16 protein-coding genes are annotated in these 19,460 nt (G+C 63.5%); 7 read left to right on the forward strand and 9 right to left on the reverse strand.

Translation table 11 applies throughout. The features are described from left to right. Positions 1–317: 317 nt before the first annotated feature. The 6 genes from argR to acs form a co-directional block, all read right to left on the reverse strand. Entirely contained in the window at positions 318–1,298 is a 981-nt protein-coding gene (gene argR, locus F3J43_RS02735; protein WP_166883282.1) for a transcriptional regulator ArgR, read from the reverse strand. Positions 1,299–1,400: 102 nt separating this feature from the next. Continuing rightward, positions 1,401–2,165, reverse strand: coding sequence for an ABC transporter ATP-binding protein (locus F3J43_RS02740; protein WP_166883283.1), 765 nt, complete (start codon positions 2,163–2,165; stop codon positions 1,401–1,403). A gap of 22 nt (positions 2,166–2,187) precedes the next feature. Beyond that, entirely contained in the window at positions 2,188–2,886 is a 699-nt protein-coding gene (locus F3J43_RS02745; RefSeq protein WP_166883284.1) for an ABC transporter permease, read from the reverse strand. Further along, the gene (locus F3J43_RS02750) at positions 2,883–3,572 is read right to left on the reverse strand and encodes an ABC transporter permease (protein WP_166883285.1); all 690 of its coding nucleotides are present in this window, start codon (positions 3,570–3,572) and stop codon (positions 2,883–2,885) included. Before F3J43_RS02750 ends, F3J43_RS02745 begins: the two co-directional genes overlap by 4 nt. A 91-nt stretch (positions 3,573–3,663) precedes the next feature. Further along, the gene (aotJ, locus tag F3J43_RS02755; protein WP_166883286.1) at positions 3,664–4,449 is read right to left on the reverse strand and encodes an L-arginine-binding protein AotJ; all 786 of its coding nucleotides are present in this window, start codon (positions 4,447–4,449) and stop codon (positions 3,664–3,666) included. A 522-nt stretch (positions 4,450–4,971) separates the two neighbouring features. After that, the gene (gene acs, locus F3J43_RS02760; protein WP_166883287.1) at positions 4,972–6,933 is read right to left on the reverse strand and encodes an acetate--CoA ligase; all 1,962 of its coding nucleotides are present in this window, start codon (positions 6,931–6,933) and stop codon (positions 4,972–4,974) included. A gap of 407 nt (positions 6,934–7,340) precedes the next feature. Here acs and F3J43_RS02765 point away from each other — a divergent pair, with 407 nt between their 5' ends. Continuing rightward, positions 7,341–7,595: a DUF2790 domain-containing protein gene (locus tag F3J43_RS02765; protein ID WP_166883288.1), complete on the forward strand. Its 255-nt coding sequence runs from the start codon at positions 7,341–7,343 to the stop codon at positions 7,593–7,595. Between the two features lie 94 nt (positions 7,596–7,689). Here F3J43_RS02765 and F3J43_RS02770 read toward each other — a convergent pair whose 3' ends face one another. Next, a complete protein-coding gene (locus F3J43_RS02770; protein WP_166883289.1) occupies positions 7,690–9,249 on the reverse strand; it encodes a sigma-54-dependent transcriptional regulator in 1,560 nt (519 codons plus the stop codon). Positions 9,250–9,505: 256 nt separating this feature from the next. Here F3J43_RS02770 and phhA point away from each other — a divergent pair, with 256 nt between their 5' ends. The 5 genes from phhA (at position 9,506) to F3J43_RS02790 (ending at position 13,537) form a co-directional block, all read left to right on the forward strand. Next, positions 9,506–10,294 carry a phenylalanine 4-monooxygenase gene (phhA, locus tag F3J43_RS02775; RefSeq protein WP_166883290.1) on the forward strand — a complete coding sequence of 263 codons (789 nt, stop codon included), beginning with the start codon at positions 9,506–9,508 and terminating at the stop codon, positions 10,292–10,294. A 38-nt stretch (positions 10,295–10,332) separates the two neighbouring features. Continuing rightward, positions 10,333–10,689 carry a 4a-hydroxytetrahydrobiopterin dehydratase gene (locus F3J43_RS02780; RefSeq protein WP_166883291.1) on the forward strand — a complete coding sequence of 119 codons (357 nt, stop codon included), beginning with the start codon at positions 10,333–10,335 and terminating at the stop codon, positions 10,687–10,689. Further along, entirely contained in the window at positions 10,689–11,882 is a 1,194-nt protein-coding gene (locus F3J43_RS02785; protein ID WP_166883292.1) for an amino acid aminotransferase, read from the forward strand. Before F3J43_RS02780 ends, F3J43_RS02785 begins: the two co-directional genes overlap by 1 nt. Positions 11,883–12,121: 239 nt before the next feature. Next, a complete protein-coding gene (locus F3J43_RS23965) occupies positions 12,122–12,250 on the forward strand; it encodes a hypothetical protein (RefSeq protein WP_286184324.1) in 129 nt (42 codons plus the stop codon). A gap of 99 nt (positions 12,251–12,349) precedes the next feature. Continuing rightward, the gene (locus F3J43_RS02790) at positions 12,350–13,537 is read left to right on the forward strand and encodes an MFS transporter (protein WP_166883293.1); all 1,188 of its coding nucleotides are present in this window, start codon (positions 12,350–12,352) and stop codon (positions 13,535–13,537) included. Between the two features lie 74 nt (positions 13,538–13,611). Here the strand turns inward: F3J43_RS02790 and ydiJ are convergent, their stop codons facing one another. Beyond that, positions 13,612–16,632, reverse strand: coding sequence for a D-2-hydroxyglutarate dehydrogenase YdiJ (gene ydiJ, locus F3J43_RS02795; protein WP_166883294.1), 3,021 nt, complete (start codon positions 16,630–16,632; stop codon positions 13,612–13,614). Between the two features lie 191 nt (positions 16,633–16,823). Between ydiJ and F3J43_RS02800 the strand changes: the two genes are divergently transcribed. After that, entirely contained in the window at positions 16,824–17,705 is an 882-nt protein-coding gene (locus F3J43_RS02800; RefSeq protein WP_166883295.1) for a LysR substrate-binding domain-containing protein, read from the forward strand. Positions 17,706–17,784: 79 nt separating this feature from the next. Here the strand turns inward: F3J43_RS02800 and F3J43_RS02805 are convergent, their stop codons facing one another. Next, the gene (locus F3J43_RS02805; protein ID WP_166883296.1) at positions 17,785–19,203 is read right to left on the reverse strand and encodes an amino acid permease; all 1,419 of its coding nucleotides are present in this window, start codon (positions 19,201–19,203) and stop codon (positions 17,785–17,787) included. Between the last annotated feature and the right edge of the window lie 257 nt (positions 19,204–19,460).

Raw genomic sequence — 19,460 nt, forward strand, 5'->3', positions numbered from 1 at the left:
GAAGGATTGTAAGGACTGATCGGCGCCTGTCCTTGCTGCCAGGCGACATCTTGTTACAGCGCCAAACCCTGTTTTTGCAAGGATTTCGGCAATGCGACAAACAGTGTCGCAATCGCGCAGTGTAACGGCAGAGCACAAGCCGGTGAACGGATGTTCACGCAATGCCGCACGTATCGTTCTCCTGCAAGAGCGGCCTTGTCTCGCGAAAGGGGCGCGAAGTGGGCCCGGACTTTGCGCCGCGCCCTACGGGCAACGGGGGCCGCTGCGCAGCCCTTTCGCGACACAAGGCCGCTCCCACAGAGGATCGACAGGCGCCGTCAGCCTTTCTCGGCAGGCGTCGAGCTCAGTTCGAACGGGCTGCTGCTGCGCCGCTGGTTGCGATCCTCGCGTGGCGTGGCGCCAAAGAAATTACGGTACGCACTGGAGAAGTGCGGCCCGGAGGAAAAACCGCAGGACAGGCCGATCTGGATGATCGACTTGCTGGTCTGCATCAGCATCTGCCGCGCCTTGTTCAAACGCAGCTCCAGGTAGTACTGGCTGGGAACGCGATTGAGGTACTGCTTGAAGATCCGCTCCAGCTGACGCCGGGACACGCACACATGCTGGGCGATCTCGTCGGTGGTCAGCGGCTCTTCGATGTTGGCCTCCATCAGCAATACCGCCTGGGTCAGCTTGGGATGGCTGGAGCCCAGGCGATTCTGCAACGGGATACGCTGACGCTCACCGCCTTCGCGAATACGCTCGACCACCAGTTCCTCGGACACCGCGCCCGCCAGTTCGGCCCCGTGGTCGCGCGCCAGCACCGCCAGCAGCAGATCGGTCGTCGCCATGCCGCCACAGGTGGTCAGGCGGTCACGGTCCCAGTCGAACAGATGACTGGTGGCAATCACCTTGGGGAAGCGCTCGGCGAAATCATCCTGCCAGCGCCAGTGCACCGCAGCCCGATAACCGTCGAGCAAGCCCAGCGCCGCCAACGGGTACACGCCGGCGGACAGGCCGCCGATCATGCAGCCGCCACGGGCCAGTTGCTTGAGCGCCGCCGACAGTGCCGGACCGATGGCCGCCGGCGGTTCATCGGCGAGCAGGAACAACTTGTGACAACCCTCCAGGCGACCGTTCCAAGGCTCGCCCGGCAGGCGCCAGCTCCCCTCCTGGCCAACTTCGGCCTGCAGGTACGACAAGCTGTAGACCACGTCCGGATGCACCCGCTGTGCCACCTGCAACACCTCTTCCGCCAACGCCAGGGTCAACGGTTTGGTGCTGGGCCAGATGAGAAATCCGATTCGCTGGGTGGTCATAGGGCGTGGTCCGAAACCTGGAGAGGAAGGTTCGCGCTCATGGCGCCGGGCATGCTGCATGGGTTGGGCAGCATGCCCCATTCTGGTGCAAAAGTGCAGCGATTACTTGAGGCTGCCGGAAAGGAACTGCTTGAGACGCTCGGACTGCGGATTGACCAGCACCTCGCGCGGGCAGCCACGCTCTTCCACCAGGCCCTTGTGCAGGAACACCAGCTGGTTGGACACCTCGCGGGCGAAGCCCATTTCGTGAGTGACCACCACCATCGTGCGGCCTTCCTGGGCCAGCGACTGCATGACCTTGAGCACGTCGCCCACCAGCTCGGGATCCAGCGCCGAGGTCGGCTCGTCGAACAGCATCACCTCGGGCTCCATGGCCAGGGCGCGGGCGATCGCCACCCGCTGCTGCTCGCCACCGGACATGTGCCCGGGGAAGGCATCCTTGCGGTGCGCCACGCCGACCTTGGCCAGGTAGTGCTCGGCCTTTTCCAGCGCCTCCTTGCGGTTCACGCCCAGCACATGCACCGGCGCCTCGATGATGTTTTCCAGCGCGGTCATGTGCGACCACAGGTTGAAGTGCTGGAACACCATCGACAGCCGCGAGCGCATGCGCTGCAACTGCTTCGGATCGGCCGCCTTGAGCGCGCCGTCCTTGCCCGCCACCAGTTTGAGCTCTTCGTTGTTGAGCAGGATCTTGCCGGCATGCGGTTGCTCGAGCAGGTTGATGCAGCGCAGGAAGGTCGATTTGCCCGAACCGCTGGAGCCGATGATGCTGATCACGTCGCCTGCCTTGGCTTCGAGCGAGACACCCTTGAGCACCTCATGGCTGCCGTAGCGCTTGTGCAGGTCTTGGATTTGGAGTTTGTACATGCTGTCGGTTCTCACAGAGCGTTCAGTGCTTGCGCGGCGCCAGGTAGCCGAGCCAGCGGCGTTCGGCCATCTTGAACAGGCGCACGAGGATGAAGGTCAGGCACAGGTAGAACACGCCCGCCGTGATATAGGCCTCGAAAGGCAGGTAGTACTGGGCATTGACCGTGCGCGCGGCGCCGGTGATGTCGATCAGGGTGACGATCGACGCCAGGCTGGTGGTCTGCAGCATCATGATCACTTCGTTGCTGTACTGCGGCAGCGCCCGGCGCAGGGCCGACGGCAGCAGGATGCGACGGTACATCTTCATGCGCGACATGCCGATCGCCTTGGCCGCCTCGATCTCGCCATGGGGCGTGGCCTTGAGGCTGCCGGCGATGATCTCGGCGGTGTAGGCACTGGTGTTGACGGCGAAGGCCAGGCAGGCGCAGAAGGTCGCGCTCGACAGCCATGGCCACAGGAAGCTTTCGCGCACCGCCTCGAACTGGGCCAGGCCGTAATAGATCAGGAACAGTTGCACGAGCATCGGCGTGCCGCGAATCACGTAGGTGTACAGCCAGGCGGTCAGGTTCACCAGCGGCTGCTTGGAGACCCGCATCAGGCCCAGCGGAATCGCCGCCAGCAGGCCGAAGAACAGCGACAGCGCCAACAGCTTGAGGGTGGTCAGCAGGCCGCCCAGATACAGTGGCATGGCCTCCCAGATGACGTTGTAGTCGAAGATCATAGTTCAGCCACCTTCACACCCACCGAGTAGCGTTTCTCGAGATACTTCAGGGCCAGCAGCGAGACGCTGGTCAGCACCAGGTACAGGGCCGCCACCGCCAGGAAGAAGGTGAACGGTTCGCGGGTGGCGTCAGCCGCCTGCTTGGCCTTGAACATCATGTCCTGCAGGCCGACCACCGAGATCAGTGCAGTGGCCTTGGTCAGCACCAGCCAGTTGTTGGTGAAGCCAGGGATCGCCAGGCGGATCATCTGCGGCACCATGATGCGGAAGAACACCTGGACGCCACTCATGCCATAGGCGGCACCGGCCTCGGCCTGGCCCTTGGGGATACCGAGGAAGGCACCACGGAAGGTTTCCGACAGGTACGCGCCGAAGATGAAGCCCAGGGTACCGATACCGGCCGCCAGCGGATTCAGGTCGATGTAGTCGTCATAGCCGAGCAGCGGCGCCACCCGGTTGATGATGTCCTGGCCGCCGTAGAAGATCAGCAGGATCAGGACCAGGTCGGGGATGCCACGGATGACCGTGGAATACAGATCCCCCAGCCAGGCCAACCAGCGCACTGGCGACAAACGCAGCGCCACGCCGATCAGACCGAGGACGATGGCCAGGGCCATCGACGACAAGGCGAGCTGTAGCGTCAGCCACGCCCCGTCGAGGATGACTGCCCCATAGCCTTTCAACATGATTGGGATTCCTCAGGGCTTGGGAATGAAAAATGGTGCAAACCTCAGCGATTCTGCTGTTTGCACCATTGCACAGGTGAAACTCGATGTCTTAGTTGGCGTCAGGGCCGTAGATATCGAAGTTGAAGTACTTCTTCTCGATCTCTTTGTACTTGCCGTTGGCGCGGATCGCGTCGATCGCCGCGTTGATGCGGTCGGTGTTGGCCTTGTCGCCCTTGCGCACGGCGATGCCGACGCCGTCACCGAAGTACTTGGTGTCGGTGAACGACGGGCCGACGAAGGCGAAGCCCTTGCCGGCGTCGGTCTTCAGGAAACCGTCTTCCAGTAGGGTGGCATCGGCGACGGTACCGTCCAGGCGACCGGCAGCGACATCGAGGTAGATTTCGTTCTGGGTGCCGTAAGGCACGACGGTGGCACCTTTGGGCGCCAGGACTTCCTTGGCGAAGCGGTCATGGATCGAGCCGCGCTGCACGCCGATCTTCTTGCCCTTGAGCTCGTCGAGGCTCTCGCTGACGACAGTGCCTTCCTTCATCACCAGGCGGGCCGGGGTCAGGTAGTAGCGCTTGGTGAAGTCGACCGACTTCTTGCGATCGTCGGTGATCGACATGGACGACAGGATGGCGTCGATCTTGCGCACTTTCAGCGCGGGGATCAGACCATCGAACTCCTGCTCGACCCAGGTGCACTTGGCCTTCATCTGTTCGCACAGGGCGTTGCCGATGTCGTAGTCGAAGCCGGCGATGCTGCCGTCGGGTTGCTTGAAGGCGAAGGGTGGGTAGGCAGCCTCGATACCGATCTTCAACGGTTTCTCATCGGCCTGCGACACCAGGGAAAACACGGAAAGCGCCAGGGCGCCAAGCAGTGCGAGCTTCTTCATCAGGTAACTCCATCGGTACGGGGCAATACAAGGCAGTTGTAACGGCTGCCCGATATGCGAATGGGTTCAACGCGAGCCGCGCAGGGTTCGACCAAGGTCGCAGACCACGAGCGAGTGAGTGGCATTTTAGCGACAGCCCGGTAGTCGATATTTCTTCAAAGCGACAACTAGTTACAGAAGCGCCTGGAACCGCGGCGGGCGATATTGACAGCTCTCACGGATTATGCAAGAGCAAAATAGAAATAACCTATATCCAAAGCAATAACCGGGCCTATTATTGGCAAAGCCTTGTACTCCGGCAAGCGCAGCGTGCCGCGATGCATAAAATGCTCGCAGAAACGCCCCAAAAGCGCACATGAATGTTTCCGCAAGCCCCGCTTCTGTGCGAAACCGGTGACAGCCACGGTTACCGATGAATGTCGGAGTAACAGTTCTCCGACAAAGAAAAGCCCCGCCGGATACCGGCGGGGCTTCAGTTTGACGTCACCTCGCAGGGCTAGTCTGCCCTGCAGTCAGCCCGACTCAGGCCGAAGCCAGGCTCATGGCCTTGTGAGTGTCGATCAGGTGCTGCACCACGCCAGGGTCGGCCAGGGTGGAAATATCGCCGAGCGCATCGTACTCGCCTGTAGCGATCTTGCGCAGGATGCGACGCATGATCTTGCCCGAGCGCGTCTTCGGCAGCCCCGGCGCCCACTGGATCACGTCCGGCGAGGCGATCGGCCCGATCTCCTTGCGCACCCAGTTCTTCAATTCCTGACGCAACTGCTCGCTCGACTCCTCGCCAGCGTTGAGGGTGACATAGACATAGATGCCCTGCCCCTTGATATCGTGCGGCACGCCGACCACCGCCGCCTCGGCGACCTTCGAGTGGGCGACCATGGCGCTTTCGATCTCGGCGGTCCCCATGCGATGGCCGGACACGTTGAGCACGTCATCCACGCGGCCGGTGATCCAGTAGTAGCCATCCTCATCGCGACGCGCGCCATCGCCGGTGAAGTACATGCCACGGAAGGTCTTGAAGTAGGTGTCGACGAACCGGTCGTGATCGCCATACAACGAACGCGACTGCCCCGGCCAGGAATCGAGGATCACCAGGTTGCCCTCTGCAGCGCCCTCGATCAGGTTGCCCAGGTTGTCCACCAGTGCCGGCACCACGCCGAAGAACGGACGGGTCGCCGAACCCGGCTTGAGGCCAGTGGCGCCCGGCAGCGGGCTGATCAGGATGCCGCCGGTCTCGGTCTGCCACCAGGTGTCGACGATCGGACAACGCTCCTTGCCGACGGTCTTGTAGTACCAGTTCCAGGCCTCTGGGTTGATCGGCTCGCCCACCGAACCCAACAGGCGCAGGCTCGAGCCATCGGCCCCGACCACCGCGGCCTCGCCCTCGGCCATCATGGCGCGAATGGCGGTCGGCGCGGTATAGAGGATGTTGACCTTGTGCTTGTCGATGATCTTCGACACACGGGTGATATCAGGGTAATTCGGCACGCCCTCGAACAGCAGCGTGGTCGCGCCATTGGCCAGCGGGCCGTAGACGATGTAGCTGTGCCCGGTGACCCAGCCGACGTCGGCGGTGCACCAGTAGACCTCGCCCGGGCGGTAGTCGAACACACGCTCGTGGGTCAGCGCGGCATAGACCAGGTAGCCACCGGTGGTGTGCAGCACACCCTTCGGCTTGCCGGTGGAGCCGGAGGTATAAAGGATGAACAGCGGCTCCTCGGCCCCCATCTCCTTTGGCGCGCAGTGGCTGGAGGCGACCTTCATCAGGTCCTCGAACCAGATATCGCGGTGCTGGTGCCAGGCGATGTCGCCACCGGTGCGCTTGCACACGATGATCTTCTGCACGCTGCTGGTTTCAGGGTTGGTCAGGGCCAGGTCGACATTGGCCTTGAGCGGGGTACGGCGACCGCCGCGCAGGCCTTCGTCGGCCGTGATCACCACCTTGGACTTGCAGTCGATGATGCGCCCGGCCAAGGCCTCCGGCGAGAAGCCCCCGAACACCACCGAGTGGATCGCGCCGATCCGCGCACAGGCCAGCATGGCCACCACGGCTTCGGGGATCATCGGCATATAGATGGTGACTACGTCACCCCGGTGCACGTCCTGGCCACGCAGGGCGTTGGCGAACTTGCAGACCTGCTCATGGAGCTCGCGGTAGGTGATGTTGCGGTGCTCGGAAGGATCGTCGCCTTCCCAGATGATCGCCAACTGGTCGCCACGGGTTTCCAGGTGACGATCCAGGCAGTTGTAGGAAACGTTGAGAGTGCCGTCGGCGAACCACTTGATGTCGACATGGTGGTCGTCGAACGAGGTCTGCTTGACCTTGGTGAAGGGCTTGATCCAGTCCAGGCGCTGGGCCTGCTCGCGCCAGAAGCCGTCCGGGTTGATCACCGATTGCTGGTACATGGCCTTGTAGGTGGCCTCGTCGGTCAGGGTACTGGCCGCAACCTCGGGACGAACGGGATACAGTGGAGCCGCACTCATCTGTGTTACCTCGGTGTAATAGTTGTTTTTGTATGGAACCGTTTGTAACTGTACCAGAGCGCAAAAAACCATTCGACGTTGGTAGTAACGTGAGGGCGGGCAATCCCGTCTTTTTCAAGCAACCGCTCTAGCGCGCAGCACAGCGCGATCCAGAGGGGAGAAAATGGCAGTTTGCCAGGGGATTGTTACAGATTCTGTCAAAAGACTTTATCAAAACCCACTCTGTTTCAGCCGTGCCTCCCCCCATAAAATTCACCTCGCCAGCAACGGCAACGCGATTAACTTGGCAACTACCCCCACGAAGGCAACGTTAATCCGCATCTGATCCTGATAGTTAAAACTAGCTGTACTCGCGGCGCCACAAGCGCCGCGTGCCCCCCTCACGACCTTAGACAGGTAAAAAGAAAATGAAAGCTTTACTGGTATTGGCACTTGGCGGTTTTTGCGGCGCGGCACTGGCCGGCGAAGCAAAAGATGCCGAGCAGATTCCGGTTGAACAGTACAGTTACTCGCAACACTTGGACATCGCCCGCGTTCTGTCCATGAGCGAAGTTCCAAACGTCTGCGAAGTAGTGCCCGCCCGTATGACCTACGAGGACTCCCAGGGCCAGAAGCACATTCTCGAATACCGCGTGATGGGGAACGGCTGCTCCAACGGCTGATACCTGACTAGACACCTTCGCGGGGCAAGCCCGCTCCCACCGGACAAAATGGGAGCGGGCTTGCCCCGCGATGTTTCCAGCCCGACTTTCGTCGTTATTCAGTTGATTTGCCAAGTGCGTAATCACGCAACTTGTTGGCAATGGTCGTGTGCGACACACCCAGTCTTTTTCCCAGCGCACGACTACTTGGAAACTCGCCCATCAAACTTTCCAGCACCGCCTTTTCAAAGCGCCCGACAATCTGCGAAAGATCGCCGTCCAGGGAAAACTCACCCAACGGCTGGCGCACACCATAATCCGGCAAACGGATATGTTCGCTCTTCACCACCCCGCCCTCGCATAATGAAACGGCCTGGAACAATACGTTCTCCAGTTGCCGCACATTGCCCGGCCAATGATATTGGCTCAACTTGTCCATCGCCGAAGATGCCAGACGCGGCATCGGGCAACCGATCTGTCGGCTGGCCTGGTCGAGAAAATGCTGCACCAGCCCTTCCAGGCCATCCATGCACTCGCGCAGCGGCGGAATGTGCAACGACAACACGTTGAGGCGATGGTACAGGTCCTGGCGGAATTCACCGCGGGCGCACAGTTCCGACAAATCGACCTGGGTCGCACAGATCACCCGCACATCCAGATAGACCTCCTCGTCACTGCCGACCCGGCGGAAGCAGCCGTCCTGCAGGAAGCGCAACAGCTTGACCTGCAGGCGCGGACTCATCTCCCCCACCCCGTCGAGGAACAACGTACCGCCGGCGGTCAGCTCCAGCAGCCCGAGCTTGCCCTCGACCCGCGCGCCCTCGAACGCCCCCGGGCCATAGCCGAACAACTCGGTCTCGGCCATCGACTCCGGCAAGCCGGCGCAGTTGAGCGCCATCAGCGGGGCCTGGCCTCGCGGGCTGGCCAGGTGGCAGGCGCGGGCCAGCAGCTCCTTGCCAGTACCGGTCTCGCCCTCGATCAGCAGTGGCGCGTCCAGCGGCGCCATGCGCCGCGCCTCGCGCACCACTGCCGCCATCACCCGCGAACTCTGGAAGATGCTGTCGAAACCACGCAATTCCTGCTTGCGCACGTTATAGATGCGCTCGCCGATGCGATCGGCGCGATGCAAGGTCAACACCGCACCGGCCAGCGCTTCGCTGTCATCGTGCTCCGACTGCAGCGGCGCGATATCGGCCAGGAACACATCACCCTTGACCTTGACCCGCAGGCCATTGATTCGCGACTTGTTGGCCCGCACCAGTTCCGGCAGGTCGAAGTCCTCGACATAGCGCGACAGCGGAATGCCCGGCACCTCGTCGACCCGCACCCCCAGCAACTGCGCCGCGCCACGGTTGGCGGCGACGATGCTGCCACCCATGTCGATCGACAGCACCGGAAAATCCAGCGCGCCGAGCAAGGCGTTGAGCTCCATGTGCCGCCGCTCGCTGGGCATCAGCCCGACCCGCTTGACCCCGAACACCCCGGCGATCGACTCGAACTTCGGCCGCAACGCCTGGAACTGCAGGTTGATCAGGTTCGGGCAGTGCAGGTAGATGGCGTTGCCGTGATCGCCGCCCACCTCGCCACGCAGCACGTTGATGCCGTACTCCACCAACAGGTTGAGGATGTCGCGCAGAATCCCGATACGGTTCTGGCAGTGCACTTTGATACGCATGAAAGCTCTCGAAGCGCGGCAGTTTTTTCACCGTCGCACAGAAAAGTCGTAAAGATAAGCTGACAAAAAGACCCTTCAGGCCAGCCGGATGACGGTGATTTTCCGGCATGGCGGGTATTTTGTAAAATAATCGTTACAAATCTCGGGCGAACGGACCTCCACGCAGCATCCCCCACCCCGTGCAAAACGGCGAAGGCAGGGATATTCCTAAGGCATGTCCTGAACATAACAAGAACGCCCTCACCAGGAGAGCCACATGAAACAGACGCAATACGTGGCCCGCGAGCCCGATGCCCAGGGTTTCATCGATTACCCGCAACAAGAGCACGCGGTATGGAACACCCTGATCACTCGCCAGATGAAAGTCATCGAAGGCCGGGCGTGCCAGGAATACCTCGACGGCATCGAGCAGCTCAAGCTGCCCCATGACCGCATCCCGCAACTGGGCGAAGTCAACAAAGTGCTTGGCGCCACCACCGGCTGGCAGGTCGCCCGCGTACCGGCACTGATCCCGTTCCAGACCTTCTTCGAACTGCTGGCCAGCAAGCGCTTCCCGGTCGCCACCTTCATCCGCACCCCGGAAGAACTGGACTACCTGCAAGAGCCCGACATCTTCCATGAGATCTTCGGCCACTGCCCACTGCTGACCAACCCCTGGTTCGCCGAATTCACCCACACCTACGGCAAGCTCGGCCTGGCCGCCACCAAGGAACAACGCGTCTACCTGGCGCGCCTGTACTGGATGACCATCGAGTTCGGCCTGATGGAAACCGCGCAAGGTCGCAAGATCTACGGCGGCGGCATCCTCTCCTCGCCGAAGGAAACCGTCTACAGCCTGTCCGACGAGCCCGAGCACCAGGCCTTCGACCCGATCGAAGCCATGCGCACGCCGTACCGCATCGATATCCTGCAGCCCGTGTACTTCGTCCTGCCGAACATGAAGCGCCTGTTCGACCTGGCCCACGAAGACATCATGGCCATGGTCCACCAGGCCATGCAGCTGGGCCTGCACGCCCCGAAGTTTCCACCCAAGGTAGCCGCCTGAGCCGCCCTGTCGATAACAACTCAAATCGGAAAACACCCATGAATGCCTTGAACCAAGCCCACTGCGAAGCCTGCCGCGCCGATGCGCCGAAAGTCACCGACGATGAACTGGCGGTGCTGATCCGCGAAATTCCGGACTGGAACATCGAAGTCCGCGACGGCCACATGGAGCTCGAGCGCGTCTTCCTGTTCAAGAACTTCAAGCATGCCCTGGCCTTCACCAACGCCATCGGCGAAATCGCCGAGGCCGAAGGCCACCACCCAGGCCTGCTGACCGAGTGGGGCAAGGTCACCGTGACCTGGTGGAGCCACTCGATCAAGGGCCTGCACCGCAACGACTTCATCATGTGCGCCCGCACCGACGAAGTCGCCAAGACCGCCGAAGGGCGCAAGTGATGCACTTCGCGGCCATCGGACGGGTCCCTGGCGACCCGATCCTCGGCCTGATGGAGGCCTATGCCCGCGATGCCAGCCCGGCCAAGTTCGACTTGGGTGTCGGCGTATTCAAGGACGCCCAGGGCCTGACGCCGATCCCCGCGGCGGTCAAGCAGGCCGAGCAGCGCCTGGTCGAGCGCCAGGCCACCAAGAGCTATGTCGGCGGCCACGGAGATGCGACCTTCGGTCGCCTGATCGGCGAACTGGTGCTGGGCAGCGCCTCACCGCTGCTGGCCAGCCAGCGTGCCGGTGCCACCCAGACCCCGGGCGGCACTGGCGCCCTGCGCCTGGCGGCGGAGTTCATCGCCCATTGCCTGCCGGGACGCGGCCTGTGGCTGAGCGACCCGACCTGGCCGATCCACGAGACGATCTTCGCTGGCGCCGGCCTGAAAGTGTCCCACTATCCCTATGTGGGCGCGGACAACCGGCTTGACGTCGACGGCATGCTGGCCGCCCTGGAACAGGCGCCGCAGGGCGATGTAGTGCTGTTGCACGCCTGCTGCCACAACCCCACCGGCTTCGACCTGAGCCAGGACGACTGGCGCGCGGTGCTGGAGATCGTCAAGCGACGCAACCTGCTGCCGCTGATCGACTTCGCCTACCAGGGCTTCGGCGATGGCCTGGAAGAGGACGCCTGGGCGGTACGGCTGTTCGCCGCCGAACTGCCGGAGCTGCTGATCACCAGTTCGTGCTCGAAGAACTTCGGCCTGTACCGCGACCGCACTGGCGCCCTGCTGGTATGCAGCCACGACAGTGAAAAGCTGCAGGATGTACGCAGCCAGCTGGCACTGCTCGCGCGCAACCTGTGGTCGACCCCGCCGGACCACGGCGCCGCGGTAGTGGCCGAGATTCTCGGCGACGCCGCGCTCAAGGCGCTGTGGCACGAAGAGGTCGACGCCATGCGCCAACGCATCGCCGAGCTGCGCCAGGGGCTGGTCCAGGCCCTTGAGCCACACGGCCTGGCCGAGCGCTTCGCGCACATTGCCGAGCAACGCGGGATGTTCTCCTACACCGGACTGAACCCGGAGCAGGTACGCCTGCTGCGCGAACGGCACAGTGTGTACATGGTCGGCACCGGCCGGGCGAACATCGCCGGCGCGGATGCCCAACGCCTGGAGCAACTGGCTGCGGCCATCGCCGACGTCTGTCGCTGAGATCTGGCCGAGGCGGCGTGGAAAAGGGTGTGGGGCAGGCCCGCTCCCACACCCTTTTCCAACGTCCGCATCCACGCGCCCTACCGGCACATCCCTGGCGGATATCCACCCGTTAAAACCGACCAGTGTCCGGAAAAATCTCAAACTGTCATCCAGACTGCTGTATCCTGCCCCAGCTTTTCGAAGCCCCTCACGCGCCTGGCGCAGTCTTTTCACTCACACTTGCGAGGAACGACGAGATGCATGAAATCCCGAATCTTCCCTTCCCAAGCCTGAACCCCGAAGAGCAATCCGTTGCCGCCCACGCCGAACCGGCGCCTGCCGTCGAGCAGGACGGTGACGATCAATCCAGCGCCGACCAGGAATAACCCGCGCACATCCGACAGTGTGAAAACGGCTGACCTGCGGGAACCTCCCCGTCATCGCGTTTTCACACCGTCAAGAACCCCGACCCGCCGAAGGACCCCATGCCCGAGTCACCCCGCCCCTTTGCAGTCACCCTGCAAGTCGTCTCCATCGTGCTCTTCACCTTCATCGGCTACCTGAATATCGGCATTCCCCTCGCCGTGCTGCCCGGCTACGTGCACAACGACCTGGGCTTCAGCGCCGTGATCGCCGGCCTGGTGATCAGCGTCCAGTACCTGGCCACCCTGCTCAGCCGCCCGACCGCCAGCCGCATCATCGACAACCTCGGCAGCAAGAAGGCCGTCATGTGGGGCCTCGCCGGTTGCGGCCTGAGCGGCGTGTTCATGCTTGCCTGCAGCTTCCTCACCCACCTGCCGGCGCTGAGCCTGGCCTGCCTGCTGGTCGGCCGCCTGGTGCTGGGCAGCGCCGAAAGCCTGGTGGGGTCGGGGTCGATCGGCTGGGGGATCGGCCGGGTCGGCGCAGACAACACCGCCAAGGTCATTTCCTGGAACGGCATCGCCAGTTATGGCGCACTGGCCATCGGTGCGCCGCTGGGGGTGCTGATGGTCAAGGCACTGGGCTTGTGGGCCATGGGCGCGAGCATCATCCTGCTCGGCGTGCTCGGCCTGCTGCTGGCCTGGCCCAAGCGTGCCGCCCCCGTGGTGGCCGGCGTGCGCCTGCCTTTCCTACGGGTGCTGGGCAAAGTGTTCCCCCACGGCTCGGGGCTGGCCCTGGGCTCGATCGGCTTTGGCACCATCGCCACCTTCATCACCTTGTACTACGCCAGCCGCGACTGGCCCAACGCCGCACTGACCCTGAGCCTGTTCGGCGCCAGCTTCATCAGCGCGCGCCTGCTGTTCGGCAACCTGATCAACCGTATCGGCGGCTTTCGCGTGGCGATCGCCTGCCTGTCGGTGGAAACCCTGGGGCTGCTGATGCTGTGGCTGGCGCCCAGCGCCGAGCTGGCCCTGGCGGGAGCGGCACTGAGCGGGTTCGGTTTCTCGCTGGTATTTCCGGCGCTGGGCGTGGAAGCGGTGAACCAGGTGTCGGCCGCCAACCGCGGCGCGGCGGTGGGGGCCTATTCACTGTTCATCGACCTGTCGCTGGGCATCACCGGACCGCTGGTGGGCGCGGTGGCGGCGGGCTTCGGCTTCGCCTCGATGTTCCTGTTCGCCGCTGCGGCAGCGGCTTGCGGACTGGTATTGAGCCTGTACCTGTACCGTCAGGCGCAACGCCTGCGCGCCACCTGAAAACATCGCGGGGCAAGCCTGCTCCCACGGGGATACGCCGTGGGAGCAGGCTTGCCCCGCGATGGCCGGCACATTCAGCGCTGGGCGTACTGCAACACTACTTCCAGCGGATGACGCAACTGCTTCTCGGTCATGCGCTTGACCTGGCTGCGGCACGAGTAGCCGGTCGCCAGCGCTTCCCCTTCCTTGTCCAGCTTGGTCGCCCAGGATTGCTCGAAGATGGTCTTCGAGGTCTGCTGGTTACGCGCCTCGTGCCCATAGGTGCCAGACATGCCGCAGCAGCCTGTGGCCTCGGTGACCAGTTTCAGCCCCAGTCGCGCGAACACCTGCTCCCACTGCCGGGTGCTGGCCGGCACGTTGGTCTTCTCGGTGCAGTGGGCCATCAGGCGGAAGCTCTCGGCCTTGGCCGCCACCTGCTCGGGCAGCACGTCCATCAGCCATTCCTGGGGCAGCAGCACCTTGGGGCATCCCGCCAGGCCATCGACCTTCTGGTACTCCTGTCGGTACACCAGGGTCATCGCCGGATCCAGCCCCACCAGCGGCACGCCGCAGTCGGCCAGGGCCTTGAGCTGGGTGGCGTTGCGAATCGCCGCCTTGGCGAAGGCCCCCAGGAAGCCCTGGACATGCAACGGCTTGCCGTTGGCACTGTACGGCGCGAGGAACACCTTGTGCCCCAGGCGATGGGCCAGCTCGATGAACGACGCCAGCAACGGCGTTTCGAAGTAGCGGGTAAAGGCATCCTGCACCAGCACGATGCTGCGCTCGCGCTGCGCCGGGGTCAGCTCGCGCAGGGCCGGCACGCTGGCCACCTGGACCCGGCAACGGGTCAGGGTCGACTGGAAGTTGAAGCGGCTGATCAACGGGCTGTCGACCATGCCGACCTTGTCCGCCAGCAGGCGCCCCACCCACTTCGACCCCATCACCGCGTTGTACAGACCAGGCGCATGGGCCAGATACGGGATGGTGAACTCCAGCGAGCCGATCAAGTAGTCACGCAGCGGCCTCTGGTAGCGGCCGTGGTACAGCTCGAGGAAGCGCGAGCGGAAGTCCGGCACGTTGACCTTGATCGGGCACTGCCCGGCGCACGACTTGCACGCCAGACAGCCGGCCATGGCGTCGTAGACCTCATGGGAAAAATCTTCCTGTCCCTGGTTGCGTGCACGATTGTTGCGCAACCGCGCCGGCAGCCCCTTGAGCCAGGACACCCGGTTGCGCGTCGCCGCCAGCACATCGATGCCGGCCTCGCCCTGCAGGCGCAGCCATTCGCGCACCAGCGAGGCACGCCCCTTGGGCGAGTGCTGACGCTCGCGGGTGGCCTTCCACGACGGGCACATGGCGTCGTTGGGATCGTAGTTGTAGCAGGCACCGTTGCCGTTGCAGTACACGGCGCTGCCGAAGTCCTGCCAGACCCGCTCGTCAATCGTGCGATCGAGATCGCCACGCAGGGTCACGCCATCCACCGGGGTCAGGCCTTCGACGCTGTCCGGCGGGGTGCAGATCTTGCCGGGGTTGAGCTGATTGTGTGGGTCGAAGGCGCCCTTCAAGCGCTGCAACGCCGGGTACAGCTCACCGAAATAGGCCGGGACGTACTCCGAGCGCAGGCCCTTGCCATGCTCCCCCCAGAGCAGGCCACCATAGCGCTGGGTCAAGGCCGCCACCGCATCGGAGATCGGCTTGACCAATGCGGCCTGGGCCGGGTCCTTCATGTCCAGGGCCGGGCGCACGTGCAGCACGCCGGCGTCGACATGGCCGAACATGCCGTAGGCCAGGCCATAACCATCGAGCAAGGCGCGAAAATCGGCGATGTAGTCGGCCAGTTGCTCAGGGGGTACCGCGGTATCCTCGACGAACGGCTGCGGACGCACTTCGCCCTCGACGTTGCCCAGCAGGCCCACCGAACGCTTGCGCATGGTGTAGACGCGCGTGACCGCCTCGGCGCCTTCAGCCAGGGTATGGCCCAGGCGCTCGACGCTGGTGTCGCTGCGCAGGTGCTCGATGAACGCCTGTACCCGGGCATTGACCTCGGCCGGCTCGTCGCCGCAGAACTCCACCAGGTTGATGCCCAGGGTCGGGCGCCCCGGGTCGGCCGGGAAATACTCGGCGACGCTGTGCCAGACGATGTCCTGCATCGCCAGCATCAGCACCTTGGAGTCGACGGTCTCGATCGACAACGGCTTGTGCGCCATCAATGCATTGGCGTCGCGCAGGGCGTCCATGAAGCTGGTGTAGCGCACGTTGACCAGTACGGCGTACTTCGGAATCGGCAGCACATTGAGCTTGGCCTCGACCACATAACCGAGCGAGCCTTCGGCGCCGCACAGCACGCTGTTGAGGTTGAAGCGACCTTGCTCGTCACGCAGGTGCGCGAGGTCGTAGCCGGTCAGGCAGCGATTGAGCCTGGGGAAGGTGCTTTCGATCAGCTCGCCCTGGGTTTGCTGGATCTCCCGGGCCATGCGGTACACCTCGCCGACCCGACCTGGCGCGGCACAAGCCTGTTCCAGCGCCGCATCGTCGATCGGCAGGCTATGCAGGCGCTCGCCGCCGAGCAGCACGCTGTGCAGCTCTAGCACGTGGTCACGGGTCTTGCCATAGGTGCAACTGCCCTGGCCGCTGGCGTCGGTGTTGATCATGCCGCCGACGGTGGCACGGTTGGAGGTCGACAGCTCAGGGGCGAAAAACAGCCCGTGGGGCTTGAGCGCGGCGTTGAGCTGGTCCTTGACCACGCCGGCCTGGACCCGCACCCAACGCGCCTCGACGTTGATCTCGAGAATGCTGTTCATGTGCCGCGACAGGTCGACGACGATGCCGTCGGTCAGCGACTGGCCGTTGGTGCCAGTACCACCGCCGCGCGGGGTGAGCTTGATGCCGCGAAAACGCGGCTCGGCCATCAGCGTGGCAACCCGTGCCACATCCTCGGCATCCAGTGGGAATACCGCGGCCTGGGGCAGGCGCTGGTAGATCGAGTTGTCGGTGGCCAGCACGGTGCGAGTCGCGTAGTCGGCGCTGATCTGGCCGCGGAAGCCGCTGCCTTTCAGGGCTTCGAGGAATTCAGGATATTGGGCGGCGGGCGCGCGGGGCGGCAGCTGGGCGATCATCGGTGGATGGCCTCGTTATCGTGTCTTGGCTGATCAGGGCTTGCAGGAACGGTACAACACGCTTCTGCAGATGCAATAGATTGTCATTTCTGCATGAATCGATTTGCATTGGATGACGGGTAGGCCAATGTTCCTGTAGTTTCGCGCCAGGGGCAAACGGATATTCCTGCCGCTATCGATGAGTTTCATGAATGAATTACCGCCACCTCACCCCCTCGATGTCGCTACTGCTGGCCTTCGAGGCCGCGGCACGGCATGAAAGCTACACCCGCGCCGCCGCCGAGCTGTCGCTCACGCAAAGCGCGGTGAGCCGCCAGGTGCAGGCGCTGGAGCAGCAACTGGGGCTGACCTTGTTCCGCCGCGAAGGTCGCCAGGTGCAACTGACCGACGTCGGCCGCCTGTACCAGCGCGAATTGAGCGAGGCGCTCGGACGCATCCGCAGCGCCACCTTGCAGGCCCTGGCCTACCAGTCCGGCGTCGGCACCCTGCGCCTGGCGACCCTGCCAACCTTCGGCTCGAAGTGGCTGCTGCCACGCCTGCATGCGTTCTACGGCGCCCACCCAGGCATGCTGGTGCACATTCATTCACGCATCGAAGCGATCAACTTCGATGCCAGCGAGATCGACGCCGCCATCGGCGTGGCCAGCCACGACCTGCCAGGGCTGATCTGCCATCGCCTGCACGCCGAGGAACTGGTGGTGATCCTGCCACCGGAGGCGGCCCGGGATGGCCAGTGGGACCCGACGCGGATCAGCGCCGAAATGCTGCTCAATGTCGCCAACAACCCCCACGCCTGGGGCGAATGGTTTTCCCACCACAGCCTGCCCCACCGAGCGATGCGCCTGGGGCCGAGCTTCGAGCTGACCTCGCACCTGATCCAGGCGGTACGAGCCGGCATCGGCATCGGCCTGGTGCCGCGGATCCTGGTGGCGGACGAACTGGCCAGCGGCGAGCTGTTCAGCCCCGGGGCGCCATTCGCCAGCCAGCGCAGCTACTACCTGATCTACCCACCACGCAACGAAGCGCTGCCATCGCTACGCGCGTTTCGCAGTTGGCTGCTGGAACAGATCTGAGCCCCCAACAGCGCGGGAACAAGCAATAAAAAACCCGATGCCAGTCGCCCGGCATCGGGTTTCTTCAAGCCATTACGGCTTACTTGGCAATACTGCTCGCGGCACCGTTGGTCGATGCGCCACGCTTGCCCTTGATCAGGTAGGCCAGGTACATCACCACCAGCCAGACCGGCATCGCGTAAACCGACACCTGGATGCCCGGGATCTGCAGCATGATGCCCAGGATCAGCACCACGAACGCCAGCACCAGGTAGTTGCCATAGGGGTACCACAGCGCCTTGAACAGCGGCTTCTGGCCGGTACGGTCCAGGTGCTGGCGGAACTTCAGGTGCGAGTAGCTGATCATCGCCCAGTTGATCACCAGGGTCGCCACCACCAGCGACATCAGCAGTTCCAGGGCGTTCTGCGGCATCAGGTAGTTGAGCAGCACAGCGATCAGGGTCACGGCCGCCGACACCAGGATCGAGCGCACCGGCACGCCGCGACGGTCGACCTTCGCCAGCGCCGCCGGGGCATCACCCTGCTCGGCCATGCCCAGGAGCATGCGGGCGTTGCAGTAGGTGCCGCTGTTGTACACCGACAGCGCAGCGGTCAGGACCACGAAGTTCAGCAGGTGCGCGGCAACGTCGCTGCCCAGCAGCGAGAACACCTGGACGAACGGGCTGCTGCCATAGCTGCCGCCGGACGCGTCGATGCTGGCCACCAGGCTGTCCCACGGGGTCAGCGACAGCAGAATCACCAGGGCGCCGACATAGAAGATCAGGATGCGATAGATGACCTGGTTGATCGCCTTGGGGATCACGGTCTTCGGCTTGTCGGCCTCGGCGGCGGTGAAACCGAGCATTTCCAGGCCGCCAAAGGAGAACATGATGAACGCCAGGGCCATCACCAGGCCGCTGACACCATGCGGGAAGAAGCCACCATGGGCCCACAGGTTGGTGACCGATGCCTCAGGACCGCCGCTGCCGCTGGTCAGCAGGTAAGCGCCCAGGGCGATCATGCCGACGATGGCGGCGACCTTGATGATCGCGAACCAGAACTCGGCCTCGCCGAAGATCTTCACGTTCATCAGGTTGATGGCGTTGATCAGGATGAAGAAGCCCGCCGCCGTGACCCAGGTCGGGATCTCCGGCCACCAGTAGTGGATGTACTTGCCCACCGCCGACAGCTCCGACATGCCCACCAGGATGTACAGCACCCAGCAGTTCCAGCCCGACAGGAAGCCGGCGAAGCCGCCCCAGTACTTGTGCGCGAAGTGGCTGAAGGAGCCGGCCACCGGCTCCTCGACGATCATCTCGCCAAGCTGGCGCATGATCATGAAGGCGATAAAGCCGCAGATGGCGTAGCCGAGGATCATCGACGGACCGGCGGACTTCATCACGCCGGCCGAGCCCAGGAACAATCCGGTACCGATCGCGCCACCCAGGGCGATCAGCTGGATATGGCGGTTCTTCAAGCCACGCTTGAGTTCGCCAGACTGTGAGTTATGTCCACTCATGAACGAAGTCACCTGCTTGTTTTTATCTGTGACGGAATCGGACCCACCGCGCTCGTGGCGCAGCGGAATGGCAAGGTGGTTACCTTGGGTTCTTGGACGGGTCTCTCGTGAAGGGCAGCAAAGCCCCAGGCGGATCAACCGGGTGTCGGCAAGAGTGCGCGGTACGCAAGGGAGTCACAGGTAAAACGCGGCGCATTGTATACCCCTGCGAACGCGCAGGCGTCAACGCGTTGCGTCGTTTCCTGTGGAAAAAACGC

This window comes from Pantoea sp. Cy-639, assembly GCF_011752525.1.
GTDB lineage: Bacteria > Pseudomonadota > Gammaproteobacteria > Pseudomonadales > Pseudomonadaceae > Aquipseudomonas.

Bases quoted from the DNA above. Each gene is read 5' to 3' on its own strand.
- argR (WP_166883282.1), bottom strand. From the start codon at position 1,298: ATGACCACCCAGCGAATCGGATTTCTCATCTGGCCCAGCACCAAACCG.
- F3J43_RS02740 (WP_166883283.1), bottom strand. From the start codon at position 2,165: ATGTACAAACTCCAAATCCAAGACCTGCACAAGCGCTACGGCAGCCAT.
- F3J43_RS02745 (WP_166883284.1), bottom strand. From the start codon at position 2,886: ATGATCTTCGACTACAACGTCATCTGGGAGGCCATGCCACTGTATCTG.
- F3J43_RS02750 (WP_166883285.1), bottom strand. From the start codon at position 3,572: ATGTTGAAAGGCTATGGGGCAGTCATCCTCGACGGGGCGTGGCTGACG.
- aotJ (WP_166883286.1), bottom strand. From the start codon at position 4,449: ATGAAGAAGCTCGCACTGCTTGGCGCCCTGGCGCTTTCCGTGTTTTCC.
- acs (WP_166883287.1), bottom strand. From the start codon at position 6,933: ATGAGTGCGGCTCCACTGTATCCCGTTCGTCCCGAGGTTGCGGCCAGT.
- F3J43_RS02765 (WP_166883288.1), top strand. From the start codon at position 7,341: ATGAAAGCTTTACTGGTATTGGCACTTGGCGGTTTTTGCGGCGCGGCA.
- F3J43_RS02770 (WP_166883289.1), bottom strand. From the start codon at position 9,249: ATGCGTATCAAAGTGCACTGCCAGAACCGTATCGGGATTCTGCGCGAC.
- phhA (WP_166883290.1), top strand. From the start codon at position 9,506: ATGAAACAGACGCAATACGTGGCCCGCGAGCCCGATGCCCAGGGTTTC.
- F3J43_RS02780 (WP_166883291.1), top strand. From the start codon at position 10,333: ATGAATGCCTTGAACCAAGCCCACTGCGAAGCCTGCCGCGCCGATGCG.
- F3J43_RS02785 (WP_166883292.1), top strand. From the start codon at position 10,689: ATGCACTTCGCGGCCATCGGACGGGTCCCTGGCGACCCGATCCTCGGC.
- F3J43_RS23965 (WP_286184324.1), top strand. From the start codon at position 12,122: ATGCATGAAATCCCGAATCTTCCCTTCCCAAGCCTGAACCCCGAAGAG.
- F3J43_RS02790 (WP_166883293.1), top strand. From the start codon at position 12,350: ATGCCCGAGTCACCCCGCCCCTTTGCAGTCACCCTGCAAGTCGTCTCC.
- ydiJ (WP_166883294.1), bottom strand. From the start codon at position 16,632: ATGATCGCCCAGCTGCCGCCCCGCGCGCCCGCCGCCCAATATCCTGAA.
- F3J43_RS02800 (WP_166883295.1), top strand. From the start codon at position 16,824: ATGAATTACCGCCACCTCACCCCCTCGATGTCGCTACTGCTGGCCTTC.
- F3J43_RS02805 (WP_166883296.1), bottom strand. From the start codon at position 19,203: ATGAGTGGACATAACTCACAGTCTGGCGAACTCAAGCGTGGCTTGAAG.